Consider the following 13,200-nt stretch of genomic DNA (forward strand, 5'->3'; position numbering starts at 1 on the left):
GCAATAAAACAGGAGAACAAAAAGCCCAAATGAAACACAGAATCTCACGCCGTGCATTTCTGCGCGGCTGCACGCTGCTGGCGGCATCTGCTGCCGTCGGCAGTCTGACTTCCTGCGACGAAACGAACGCGAAGGACAGCAGTCTTCCGCAGCTCATTGTGGGAAGCGATACCTATCCGCCCTATATTTATCTGAACAATGACGGCATTCCCGCCGGGATCGACGTGGAGATCGCCACCGAAGCCTTCCGCCGCATGGGATATGCTGCCCGGTTTGAACCGATCGATTGGGAGCAAAAAACAGATCTGGTGGAAAGCGGTACCATCGACTGCATCTGGGGCTGCTTTTCCATGGATGGGCGCGAGGAGCTATACCGCTGGGCGGGACCCTACATGGTGAGCCGTCAGGTGGCTGCGGTGGATGCCGACAGCAGCATCCGGACACTCGGCGACCTTGCCGGAAAGACCATCGCCGTGCAGAGCACCGGCAAGCCGGAGGAGATCTTTCTCAGCGGCTCCGACCCGCGCATCCCGCAGACCGTCGAGGTATTCAGCACCGAAGACCGCAGCGTGCAGTATGCGATGCTGGCCTGCGGCTATGTGGATGCCATCGCTGCCCATGAGACGGCCATCCTGCAATACATGAAGGACAATTCCGTGGAGTTCCGCATCCTCGAAGAACCGCTGCTGGTCACCGGTCTGGGCATCGCCTTTGCCAAAAACGACAGCCGCAGGCTGGACATCCAGCTGAACGCTGTTCTTGCGCAGATGCGCACAGACGGCTCACTGGAGCAGATCCTTGGCAAGTATCTTGAACATGCTTCGCAGTATCTGGAGGTGGACACCATTGGCATGTAAAAACAGAACCATCTCAGATACATGGAGATGGGGGCTCTATCTGGTCATCGGCGTGCTTTTTATGGCCGGCGTCGTTTTTTTCTCGAGTTGGCAGGCACTGCGTGCAACGGAGGCTCGTTTCTGCCAGATCCTTGATTTTGTCAAATCCCAGTCCACCAGCTTTGAAAAGCACAACGATACGGTTGTGGCCAAAGCGCTCCGCCGCGCGGCGGTATCGGTGCATCAGCTGGCACAGGACCCTGCGCTCGACCTTTCCGACCCGCAATGCCTGAACAGGCAGGCAGAGCTGCTCTGGCTCACAGGTATTTCGGTTCTGGCCCCGGACGGTACGCTCCTGTGCGAATCCACAACGAACGGCATCGGCTATGCCCGGTTTGGGTCGCAGCTCAATACGGTTCTGGACGTTTTCTCTTACCCGCAAAAAACCTATCTGAAGCGGGTCCTGCTGGAGGATGGGTCTGCCGTGGATGTTGCGGCACACCGGGCAGAAAGCAAAGAGGTCATCCTGCTTGCCTACCGCTATACCCCGGCAGAATTTGTAGAAGGAACGGCCTTGTCCATCCAGAGCGTACTGGACGGTTACTCGGTTGAGACCAGCGGCACATTGTTCATCGTGCAGAACAATCAGGTCATTGCCTCCAACCGCCCGGAGCTGATCGGGCAGGATGCTGCGGACAGTCCGCCGGTGCGGGAGATCCGTAAAGCCGGGGCTGCCAAAACGCTGACCCATACCCACGATTGGAACGGCTCCGGCTGCTATGTTGGAATGTACTGCCACGGAAGGTCTTTCGATCTCTATGCGTATACGGATGAAAAATCCGTCTTCCGTGAATCGTTTCCGTTGATTTTGATGGCGCTGGCCGGTTACATCCTGCTTGTAATGGTCCTTCGGGTGCTGCGCAGACGCTCCGTGCAGGAGATGGAGCAGCAGAAGAAAGAGCAGGAGAAGAAGTATCAGGCTCAGCTGGAGGAACAGAACCGCAAACTGGAGATCGCACTCCAGCACGAGGGTGCGGCAAACCGTGCCAAGCGGGAGTTCCTGTTCAATATGAGCCACGATATTCGCACCCCCATGAACGCCATCATCGGCTTCACCTCGCTGGCTGCGACCCATATTGATAATAAGGAACAGGTGCTGGACTACCTGAAAAAGATCTCTACCTCCAGCCAGCATCTGCTTTCCCTCATCAATGATGTGCTGGATATGAGCCGCATCGAGAGCGGAAAAGTAAAAATTGAAGAAAAAGCGGTGCATCTGCCGGACCTCGTCCACGGTGTGCGCTCCATCATCCAACCCGATGTTTCGGCAAAGCGGCTGTCGCTTTTCATCGATACCATGGACGTGGAGAACGAGGACATCATCACCGACCCGCTGCGGCTGAACCAGATCCTGCTGAACATTTTGTCCAACGCCATCAAGTTCACTCCCACAGGCGGTACGATCAGCATCCGCATTGCCCAGAAGAACGGTGCGCCCAAGGGCCGTGGCTGCTATGAGTTCCGCATCAAGGACAATGGCATCGGTATGAGCGAAGAGTTCCAGAAGCACATCTTTGAGGCGTTCAGCCGGGAGGAAAGCTCCACCGTCAGCGGCATTCAGGGTACCGGCCTGGGCATGTCCATCACCAAGAACATTGTGGATATGATGGGCGGCACCATTGCGATCGAAAGTGAACCGGGCAAGGGCAGCGAATTCATCGTAGATCTCTGCTTCGCACTCAGCGGACAAAAGGTGGAGCCCAAGCAGCTCCCGCAGTTGGAAGGGCTGCGCGCATTGGTAGCAGACGACGATACCGACACCTGCCTGAGCGTCAGCACCATGCTGTCCAAGATCGGGATGCGGCCGGAGTGGACGATCTCCGGCCGGGAAGCGGTGATCCGCACCCGATACGCCATGGAGCAGGGCGACGAATTCAGCGTCTACATCATCGACTGGCTCATCCCCGATATGAACGGCATCGAGGTCGCGCGGCAGATCCGCAAGGTGATCGGGAAAAGCTGCCCTATCATCATTCTGACGGCCTACGATTGGACGGATATTGAAGAGGAAGCCCGCGCTGCCGGAGTGACCGCCTTCTGCGAAAAGCCGCTGTTCCTTTCCGAACTGCGCAGAGTGCTGGCAGAACCGTACGGTGCAGAGCCTGCCTGTAAGCCAGCGCAGCCAGATGCCTCCGAGCTCAAGAGAAAGAAACTTTTGCTGGTGGAGGACAATGCCTTGAACCGCGAGCTCGCACTGGAGATCCTGAAGGAAGCGGGCTTTGCGGTAGACACTGCTGAGGATGGCGAGATCGCTGTCCAGAAGATGAAGCAGGCGGCCCCCGGGCAGTACGATTTGATCTTAATGGACATCCAGATGCCCAAGATGGACGGTTACGAGGCGACGCGGCAGATCCGCGCCCTGCCGGATGCTGCAAAGGCAGGCATTCCCATCTTTGCAATGACGGCAAATGCCTTTGAAGAAGACCGTCAGAATGCATTGAAGGCCGGTATGGACGGCCACATTGCAAAGCCGCTGGATATTCCGCATCTGCTGCAGGTCCTTGCAGATGTACTGAAATCATAACGGCTGCCAGCCGACAAAAGCAAAAGCACCCGCAGCAGGCTTCGCAGAGGCTCTTGACCTCTGGAAGCGAATGCTGCGGGTGCTTTATTTCTTTTCTGTCTGACAGGCGTTTGGCTCACAAAATTTTGCGCAGCTCCTGCACGAGGTCGCCGATCACGATGGGCTTGGACAAAAAGCCGTTCATGCCGCTTTCCAAGGCGTTGCGGCGGTCCTCGTCGAAGGCGTTGGCGGTCATGGCAAGGATCGGGAGCTTTGCCCGGGCAGGGTCATCCAGTGCGCGGATCTTCTGGGTGGCGGTGTAGCCGTCCATCACCGGCATCTGCACATCCATCAGCACCAGATCATAGCTGCCCGGCGCTGCGGTGCTCACCTTTTCCACCGCCACTTCACCGTTTTCCGCCGTATCGACCCGGAAGCCGTACTCGCGCAGGATCTCCTGTGCGATCTCGCGGTTCAGCTCGTTGTCCTCTACCAACAGGATATGTCTGTCTTTGAAGTCGGCATTCTTTTCCGGCAGAAGCTCCTGCGACGCATCTGTCAGCTTCTGGCCGAGAGCGCTCATCAGGGTCTCGCGCAGGTCAGACATGAACATGGGCTTTTCGCAGAAGGCAGTCACACCGGCGGCCTTTGCCTCCACCTCAATGTCAGACCAGTCGTAGGCCGTCAGGATGATGATGGGGGTATCGTCGTTCAGGCTGCGTATCTGGCGGGTGACCTCGATGCCGTTCATATCCGGCAGCCGCCAGTCGATGATATAGGCGTGGTAGACATCGCTCATCTCGATGGACTGCCGCGCGCGCAGCACCGCTTCCTTGCCGGAAAGGGTCCACTCCGCGCGCATTCCCACCTTGACCAGCATCTTTGTCACGCTGTCGCAGGTGTTGAAATCGTCGTCCACCACCAGAGCCTTCAGACCCTCCAGTTCAACGATCTTTTCCACCGGGCGGTGCTCTGCCTGCACCCGCAGCGGCACACGAATGATAAACTCGCTGCCCTTGCCCTGCGCTGTCTGCACCTCGATGGTGCCGCCCATCATATCCACGATGTTCTTGGTGATGGCCATGCCAAGGCCGGTTCCTTGGATACGGCTGACCGTGGAGGTGCGCTCCCGCTCAAACGGCTCAAAGATTTTTTTGGCAAATTCTGGGCTCATGCCGATGCCGTTGTCCTTGATGCGGAACTCGTACTGCCCGCAGCCGCGCACCTGCCCGGCAAGCTGGCGCACCCGCACCGAGACCGTGCCGCCCGCCGGGGTAAACTTGATGGCGTTGGACAGCAGGTTCAGCAGGATCTGGTTCAGCCGGGTCTTATCGCAGTAGACATCCTCGTCGGTCACATCCATCGCGTCCATATAAAGTTCCAGCTGTTTTGCGTAGATCTGCCCGCTGACGATGGTTTTCAGATCGTGCAGCACCTCCGAAAGGTTGACTTCCACCTCTTCCAGATGGAGCTTTCCGCTTTCGATGCGGCTCATATCCAGCACATCGTTGATGAGCGAGAGCAGATGGTTGCTGGAAGCAAGGGTCTTGGCCAGATAATCCTTCACCCGCTCCTTGTCGTCGATATTGCTGATCGCCAGTGTGGTAAAGCCGATGATGGCGTTCATGGGGGTGCGGATGTCGTGGGACATATTGGAAAGGAAGGTGCTCTTGGCGCGGTTGGCAGTCTCGGCGGCGGCAACGGCATCCGAAAGCGCCTGATTCACCTGTTTGTCGGCGGTGCGGTCAGACATGACAAGGATGTATTTGGTCCTGCCCTCCACCTCGCTGCCTATGGCGATGTTATGGAACCAGCGGCGCTCTTTGGTTTCCAGATGCTCAAACTCGAGATCCCATTCCCGCTGCTGCCCGCTGAGAAGCCCATCCAGAAAGTTTTTGCCCTGCTCCGGGGCGCCCAGCTTGTCCAGAGCGAAGGCATTTTGCCGGACTTCTCTCCACGGGATGCCCAGCAGCCGCTCAATGTTCGGGCTGACATAATCCACCTTGGAGGTCTCTGCGTCCAACATCAGGAAAACGTCGTCCACGTTCAGCGAGAGCTTCTGGAACAATTCATCCCGGTACAGGAGCTTGGTGTTCTTCTGGCGCAGTGCGGCATGGCTTCTGCGCACAATGAGCAGAATGGCCAGCACCGCAAGACCTGCGGCGATGCCCGCTACGATCTGTATCGTATGGAACCACAGCTTATCCAGATTGGCATTGACGATCTTGGTCGGCACAAGTCCCACCATCGTCCAGCTCTGGACAGCAGTACCCTCGTAAACCAGATAATAGCTGATGTCGCCCAGTTTGACCTTCATGTTTCCGCTGCTGCCCTGTGCAAAGGCATTGGACAGATCCAGGATCTGCGCCTCGGAAAAATCGGAATGGTCGCGCAGCATCGCAATGAAGTTGTAGATCGTTTCCGTGCGGTTTACGGAATTGTCGATGACCACCCGCCCATCCGAGTAGATGACATAGTTGCTGGCATTGCCCTCAAAGGCAGAGCTGTCCAGCAATCTAAGCACCGCATCATTATAATAAGAGATGGCAATGGCATCGTAGGCAAAGCCCCGGTAGCTGCCCTGCGTTTCAGGACAGATGAACGCCAGCATCTGGGGCTTGCCGGGCAGCGCCGTGTTCACGACGACATCCTCATCGTGAGCGAGCTTTTCGTCCAGATTGGTCTGCAGGCCAAGGTAGCCCGTTTTCCCGGTCACGGTCATGTAGTTGCCGTCATAGGTAAGAAAGTAGAATTCGGCAAACCCAGCCTCCTGCTGTGCCGCCCTGATATACGCCTGTATTTCGGCCTCATCCGAGGTACTTTCCAGAAAGCCGTTGTACAGATGCAGGTAGCTCACATTTTTGCGCACCAGCTCTTTCAGCATATTATTGGATTTATGCAGCACCTCTTCCAGATGCGAGGTACTTTCCTGATAGATGGTCTGGGACACAAACGAGATGTACCGAACGCTGAAACCTGCTATCAGCAAGACCAGAAGAAGGATGGCCGCAACAGGGAGCCACTTTTGCCGGGGATGGCAGTTTCGTTTGGATCCATGCTTTTCGTCTTCCATCCCGCTCACCTCAGTGTCATGTAGTTTTCAGGCTCTGCAAGCGCTGCGCCGCCGCCGGAGAGATGATCGCGCCATCTGTTTTTTACCCATGTATCTCCGTCCAAAGACCTGCCGCTCTCGCTTACAAGCAGCGCTTCCATCTGATTTTCCGCTGCCAGACAGGTCACGGTAACGGTGTCGTCGTCCCGGAGCGGCTGTCCGTTCCGGGTGATGCCGGTCAGGGTATAGCTGCCGCCTGCCTCTTTGACCTCCACGGCAATGCCGCTGACCACCGGCAGAGAGCCGCGGTTGAAGGGCACAAACCCACCCTCGCAGCCCTCCACAAAGGCGCGGACGGTCTCCTTCAGCTCTGCGCCGGTCATGGTGCGCTGGCGGGACATCAGACCGTTGGGCATGATCATGGAAGCGGCCATTTTCTTGTTATAATCTGCCTGCAGCACACTGCCGGTAAAGCTGTTTGCGGTGGCAAGCAGCACATCGGTGCCATAAACGCCCCGCAGCGTGTTCGCCATGACGGAGAAGGAGGCGCTGCCGCCGTTTGCGTGGAAGACATTGGAATAGCTCTTCCCGGAAGTCAGCACGATCTCGTCATCGGCAGGCGTTTCTTCGGCAAGAAGCTGGGCATTGAACGCACGATAAGCCTGCTGTGCCGTGTACTCGCCCGCGATCATTTTGGAGACAACGTCCTTGGAGACGGCAAAGAAATCGTTGGAGGCGATGCGGATATACATGTGGTTTTCTTCCACCACATCGCGCACATCCTTCATGCACTCGGTCAGGCGCAGGGGGACGTTCTGGCTGTAGCTCAGCAGGTCCTGTCCATCGGAGATAATGCGGCTCTGCGCCTCCTCAGAGAGCATGACGTTCAGCACTTTCATGGCTTTTTCGCGGCGCGCGGTGTCCTGCTCGAGGTCACGGTTCAGAGCGATCTGGAAATACGGGGTGGTCATGATCCACTTTTCGCCGTTCTGGCTGAAGAAGGGCATAAATATCGTGTCGATGCCCTCATCCCGAAACATCTTGACACCGGCAGAGCTGCCAAAGTACATGGCAACTTCTCCGTTCCGGAACATCCCGATCACATCGTCATAATTCAACGCAAGATCGTCTGCCGTGAGGTGGGTATCCTGAATGAACTGCGCCATCCGCTCAAACGCCCCCGGCCACACGGTGTCGTCCAGACCCACCCGTTCGGTGCTGGCAGGGTCGCTGTAAGCAGTGCGCCACTTGCGCCCATCAGTCGTGGTAAGCTCGGCAGCGGAAAGCCCCTGCAGCGTTTCCATGCAGGTGTAGTCGTAGGTATAATCGGCGGTAAAGCCGCGGATGCCCACCTTCTCAAACGCCTGACAGGCCGAAACGAAGCTCTCGTAATCGGTGGGCAGAGGAATATCGTACTGCTCAAAAAGGCCGCGGTTGACCACAAAGCCGTGGGCATCCGCGCAGACCGGCAGCCAGTTCACGCTGCCGTCCTCGTTTTTGAAGCTGTTGAGGTAGGTGTTGTACACAGCGCCCGCCTCGTTGGTCAAGGCAAGGTTCATCAGGCTGTCCTTCAAGGGAGCCGCATCGTGCAGCGAGAAGCGGCAGCTGGTGATAATATCCGGCAGACCGCCGTTCTCCTCCAAAAACTTGTAAAAATCCAGATCGTTGTTTCCCACGATGAATTCAATATTTACATCCGGCAGCTGGGACTGGATATAAGGCGCATAGGTCTCGTACAGGCTTGTACTCCACAGATACACCTGAATGGTCTGGGCATCCTCCTGCTTTTCCACATTTTCGGCGGTTTTTGTTCCGCAGCCGGTCAGCAGGGAGACCGCCATCACCAGTGCCATAAGCGCGGAAAACAGGCGGTGCAATGTTCTTTTGTTCATCAAATCGTTCCCCTCACAACTCTTGGGCAGCTGCCGTTCTGCACTCCCGAATACCACAAAAAGGCATCGATACAGCATGACAGAACTATAGGAATATTTTACCACCGCCATGATGGATTTTCAATAAAATTTCATATGTTGATTCATAAAAGCAGCGTGTCCGATTTCTTTGCGCCAGTCGATGCAACTTTTTTGAACAGTATATATACCAACGTATACAGTATGTAGTGTAACATTATAACAGAAGCATTTCAAGCGTTCATGCTTGTGAATACTGCTTATGTTCTATGATTATCCCTTGACAAAAAGGCAGCTTTGGCCAGTTGGGTTATTTTGCTCTCCGTGGCCCGAGCAGGCCCTGCGGGCCAACATCCACTGCCAGATCTCGCTGGCTCTCAACCGCATCTACACCGAGTGGTACCCCAGCAAGGGCTACAGTTTCAACATCACCAACTCCACCAGCTACGACCAATACTACGTCCATGGCCGGACGGTGTTCGACGTCATGGTGCGGCTGACGGACGACATCTTCAACACCTATATCCGCAAGACCGGCACCGTGAACCCCTACTACGCTGAATATTGCGACGGCAAATCCGTCACCTGCCCCGGCCTCAAGCAGTGGGGGACGGTCACGCTGGCCAATCAGGGCCGCAATGCACTGAGCATCCTCAAATACTACTATGGCAACAACATCGAGATCATCCGCACCAACAACATCCAGTCCATCCCCCAGAGCTACCCCGGAAGCCCTCTGCGGCAGGGCAGCACCGGAGCGGCGGTGTTCACCCTGCAGCGGCAGCTCAACCGCATCACCAAAGACTATCCCTTCCTCGGCCTGCTGACGGTGGACGGCATCTTCGGCCGCAAGATGACCGAGACGGTCAAAAAGTTCCAGAGGCAGTTCAACCTCACCGCCGACGGCGTGGTGGGCCGCAGCACCTGGTATAAGATCAGCTATATCTATGTCTCGGTGAAGGACCTCGCCGAGCTGACCAGTGAAGGCGAGACATTCAGCGGCACCCTCCCGGACGGCCCATGGAACTTCGGCAGCAGCGTCCTTAAACAGGGCTCCACCGGCAGCGAGGTAGAGCAGGTGCAGTTCTGGCTGAGTACGCTGGCTCAGTATGAGAGCCGCATCCCCTCTGTCACGGTGGATGGCGTCTACGGCAGCGGCACAGCGGCGGCTGTCCGGGCGTTCCAGCGGCTCTACGGCCTGACGGTGGACGGCATCGTGGGCCTCACCACATGGACCGAGCTGTACGACCAGTTCCGCAGCATCCAGTCCGACAACGGCACCCCCAACGCCTACCCCGGCACCGCCCTGCGCCAGGGCAGCAGCGGCCAGAACGTCCGGCTGGTACAGTTCTGGCTGAAGATCGCGCGGACGGTCTATTCCAGTCTCAACAACATCACCGTGGACGGCATCTTCGGCTCGTCTACCGCAGCGGCCGTGCGGCGGTTCCAGACCTACTTCGGCCTCACCAGCGACGGCGTCGTGGGCCGGACGACATGGAACAAGCTCTACGAAGTCTACAACGACATCGCCAACCGCCTGCTTTCGCCCAGCCTGCGGCCCGGCGAGTACCCGGGCGTGCTGCGCAATGGCTCCACCGGCACCGCCGTCCGGGAGCTGCAATTCTATCTCTACCTCATGAGCGCCTACCAGAGCAGCATCCCCTCTGTCTCCATCGATGGCCGTTTCGGCGCGGCCACCGAGGCCGCCGTGCGGGCCTACCAGCGGTTCGCCGGGCTGACGGTGGACGGCATCGTAGGCCGGAAGACATGGGATTCGCTCTACGGCAAAGCGTCGGCCCTCCGCTCGTCCGGGCCGGTGGTCACCCTCAAGCGTCTCCCCTACCCCGGCGCGCCGCTCACCGTCGGCACCGACAGCAGCGCCGTGCTCTACTACACCCTGCTTTTGCAGCGCATCGCCTACTACTACGACAGTGTGGCGTCCCCCGCGCTTTCCAGACAGTACACACAGGAGACCGCGGACGCCACCGCCAGCGCGCAGGAGCTTCTGGGCCTGCCCGCCACCGGCGTGGCAGACGCCGAGACGTGGACAGCAGTGGAAGCCCTGAGCTTACAGCTGGCGGCCTTCACCCCCAACCCCGACCGGCATCCCGAGCAGGGGCCGGACTACCCGGACCGGGCCATGAAGGAGGGCAGCGCAGGGCCTGACGTCAGCCTCATCGAAGGCTGGCTCAATGGCCGCTCCCAGCTCTACTGCGAGGAGGACTACGTCGCCGACAACGCTATCTTCGGCCCGGAGGACACCGCCGCTGTGAAGGAGACGCAGCAGCGGGCGGGCCTTGAGCCGAACGGCGTCGTGGACCGGCCCACCTGGGCCGCACTCCGCGCCCAGAGCCATACTGCCTGCGACAGCTGCACCGAGGAGGGATGAGAGATGGCACGCTTACTGGTCTATGACGCCTACGAGAACAGAGTCTACACCTATTCGAGCCTGCGCGAGAACGACCCCATGCCCTACAGCACCGGCAGGACTCTGACCGTGCGGGAGTTCCGGGGCAAATCGAACAGCCCGGTGCTCTGGACGACCATCGCGGCAATGGAAGCGTGGAACCTCACCCGCCGCAAATACGGCAGGGGCATCCCGGTGGGATACGCCTTCCGCCGCATCTGGGAGGGAGGCCACGGCACCCGCAGCCAGCACTATGCCGGCGTGGCCTTCGATGTGGGGCAGAGCTTCAGCCGGACCCAGCGCACCGCCATCTACAACGCCGCCCGCTCCACCGGGGCGTGGGGCTATGTCGAGCCGCTGAGCCAGACCCCCACATGGGTCCACTTCGACCGGCGCTACGGCACGCCTGCCTGCAGAGGCACCACGGCAGGCTACCCCACCCTCCGCCGGGGCAGCCGGGGCTGCTACGTCATGATCCTCCAGGACGCCCTCTCGACGCTGGGCTACCAGACCGGGAACCGCATCGACGGCATCTTCGGCAGCCGGACGGAAGAAGCCCTCAGGGGCTTCCAGCGGCGCACCAGCCTGCGCGCCGACGGCGTCTGCGGCTGCAACAGCTGGAAAAAGATCTCCACCGCCGTGCTGGGCGTGGGACGAACCAAGACGACTATTGACTGAACTTTTTGCAGACAAAATGGGAGCCCCCGGCAGTGCCGGGGGCTCCCATACTTCACTCCTCCACCACAACATCCTCGCTGAGCACCTGTCCGATGGGCTTTGCAATGCACAGATCGGCCTCGGCGTCCGCATTCGTGGGCTGCATATTGATGACAACGAGGTGGTCGCCCCGGAAGTACCGGATGAGTCCCGCCGCCGGGTAGACCACAAGGCTGGTACCGCCGACGATGAGGGTATCAGCGCGGCGGATGGCCGAGACAGCGCCGGACAATACCTGCTCATCCAGCCCCTCTTCGTAGAGGACGACGTCCGGCTTGATGATGCCGCCGCATTTGGGGCAGCGCGGCACACCGGTGCTGTTGGCGATGAAGTCCACATCGTAGAACGCACCGCACTTGACGCAGTAGTTGCGCAGGGTGCTGCCGTGGAGCTCGTACACCATCTTGGAGCCTGCCGCCTGATGGAGGCCGTCGATGTTCTGGGTGATGACGGCTTTCAGCCTGCCCTCCCGCTCGAGCTTTGCCAGACGCAGATGCGCCGCGTTGGGCTTTGCTCCCTTGACGATGAGCTTATCGCGGTAGAAGCGGTAGAACTCCTCGGGGCGCTCTTCCCAGAAGGTGTGGCTCAAGATCGTCTCGGGCGGGTAATCGTATTTCTGATGGTAGAGGCCGTCCACACTGCGGAAGTCCGGGATGCCGCTCTCGGTGGACACGCCCGCACCACCGAAAAAGACGATGTTCTGGCTCTGCGAAATGATTTTTTCCAACTTTTCAACCATATTCAACACCTCTTTTGTATCTATCGACGGAAATCAGTGCAAAATTTTATGGATTCTGCATTTTGTTTTTCACATTTCAACGGTCATTTTCCGCAAGCATCTGCCCCAGATGGGCGAAAATATCCTGCGGGAGCATCCCGTACTCGCCTTTTTGGCGGGCGGCACGGTCAGCGGCGGCACCGTGGAGCCAGACCGCACAGGCGGCGGCTTCGCAGGCGGACAGACCGCAGGCCAGCAGGGCCGACATCATACCGGCCAGCACATCGCCGCTCCCGCCCCGGGCAAGACCGGGATTGCCGGTGGGGTTGACGCAGACGCGGCCATCCGGGGCGGCGGCCACGGTCCGCGCCCCTTTCAGCACCACCACCGCATTCCACTGAGCGGCATACCGCCGGGCGACGCCCTCCCGGTCGGCCTGAACGGCCTCCACCGAAAGCCCCGTCAGCCGGGCCATCTCCCCCGGGTGGGGCGTCAAAATCAGCTCTTTGGCCGGGCGCGGCAGTTCCTCACCCGCGTTCATGAGGCTGGCGGCGGCGTTGAGGCCATCGGCGTCCAGCACCGCACTGCCCGAAAAGCCGGTGAGCAGCTTCTTCACCAGCGTCCGCGTCTCGGCGGCGCGGGCCGTGCTCTGGGCAAGATAGCCCAGCCCCGGCCCGATGAGCAGGACGGCGGCCTTCTGCCGGAGGATGCGGGGGATGCTCTGGGGGGAGATGCCCCCTTCTGCCCCCGGCTCACAGGGGCAGAGACAGCATTCCGGCAGGCGTGCCGACACCGCCGCCAGCACCGGCTCGACGCTTGCCAGCGTGACGATGCCTGCGCCGGTGCGCAGAGCGCCCTCGACGGTCAGCGACGCCGCACCGCGGTAGCAGGCACTTCCCGCCACAGCCAGCACCGCGCCGAAGCTGCCCTTGTTGCTCTCCCTCGGGCGTTTTGGGATGTGTGACCAGACAAATTCAGCCGTAATTTCGGGTGTCAT

The 13,200-nt window shown here is 59.2% G+C and carries 8 protein-coding genes; 4 read left to right on the forward strand and 4 right to left on the reverse strand.

Annotated elements, in window-relative coordinates; all coding sequences use genetic code 11:
• Positions 1 to 29 precede the first annotated feature (29 nt).
• Together F3G95_RS11195 and F3G95_RS11200 are read left to right on the forward strand one after the other, a co-directional pair.
• Complete coding sequence (locus tag F3G95_RS11195; protein ID WP_149794992.1) at positions 30 to 857, forward strand: transporter substrate-binding domain-containing protein; 828 nt, start codon at positions 30 to 32, stop codon at positions 855 to 857.
• On the forward strand, positions 847 to 3,420 hold the full coding sequence (locus tag F3G95_RS11200; protein ID WP_149794993.1) for a response regulator: 2,574 nt from the start codon (positions 847 to 849) through the stop codon (positions 3,418 to 3,420). The genes F3G95_RS11195 and F3G95_RS11200 overlap by 11 nt, the downstream gene beginning before the upstream one ends.
• 115 nt (positions 3,421 to 3,535) lie before the next feature.
• On the opposite strand, the gene F3G95_RS11205 is transcribed toward F3G95_RS11200, so the two are convergent.
• Together F3G95_RS11205 and F3G95_RS11210 are read right to left on the reverse strand one after the other, a co-directional pair.
• Entirely contained in the window at positions 3,536 to 6,472 is a 2,937-nt protein-coding gene (locus tag F3G95_RS11205) for a response regulator (RefSeq protein WP_149794994.1), read from the reverse strand.
• 5 nt (positions 6,473 to 6,477) lie between these two features.
• Positions 6,478 to 8,343, reverse strand: coding sequence for an ABC transporter substrate-binding protein (locus F3G95_RS11210; protein ID WP_149794995.1), 1,866 nt, complete (start codon positions 8,341 to 8,343; stop codon positions 6,478 to 6,480).
• 280 nt (positions 8,344 to 8,623) lie between these two features.
• On the opposite strand from F3G95_RS11210, the gene F3G95_RS11215 reads away from it, so the two are divergent.
• The gene (locus F3G95_RS11215; protein ID WP_149794996.1) at positions 8,624 to 10,750 is read left to right on the forward strand and encodes a peptidoglycan-binding protein; all 2,127 of its coding nucleotides are present in this window, start codon (positions 8,624 to 8,626) and stop codon (positions 10,748 to 10,750) included.
• A 3-nt stretch (positions 10,751 to 10,753) separates the two neighbouring features.
• Positions 10,754 to 11,446, forward strand: coding sequence for a peptidoglycan-binding protein (locus tag F3G95_RS11220; protein ID WP_149794997.1), 693 nt, complete (start codon positions 10,754 to 10,756; stop codon positions 11,444 to 11,446).
• A gap of 52 nt (positions 11,447 to 11,498) precedes the next feature.
• Here the strand turns inward: F3G95_RS11220 and F3G95_RS11225 are convergent, their stop codons facing one another.
• Positions 11,499 to 12,224 carry an NAD-dependent protein deacylase gene (locus F3G95_RS11225; RefSeq protein ID WP_149794998.1) on the reverse strand — a complete coding sequence of 242 codons (726 nt, stop codon included), beginning with the start codon at positions 12,222 to 12,224 and terminating at the stop codon, positions 11,499 to 11,501.
• Between the two features lie 76 nt (positions 12,225 to 12,300).
• Positions 12,301 to 13,200: an NAD(P)H-hydrate dehydratase gene (locus F3G95_RS11230; protein ID WP_149794999.1), complete on the reverse strand. Its 900-nt coding sequence runs from the start codon at positions 13,198 to 13,200 to the stop codon at positions 12,301 to 12,303.

Source organism: Faecalibacterium sp. Marseille-P9312, from assembly GCF_902497445.1.
GTDB classification, from domain to species: domain Bacteria; phylum Bacillota; class Clostridia; order Oscillospirales; family Ruminococcaceae; genus Faecalibacterium; species Faecalibacterium longum.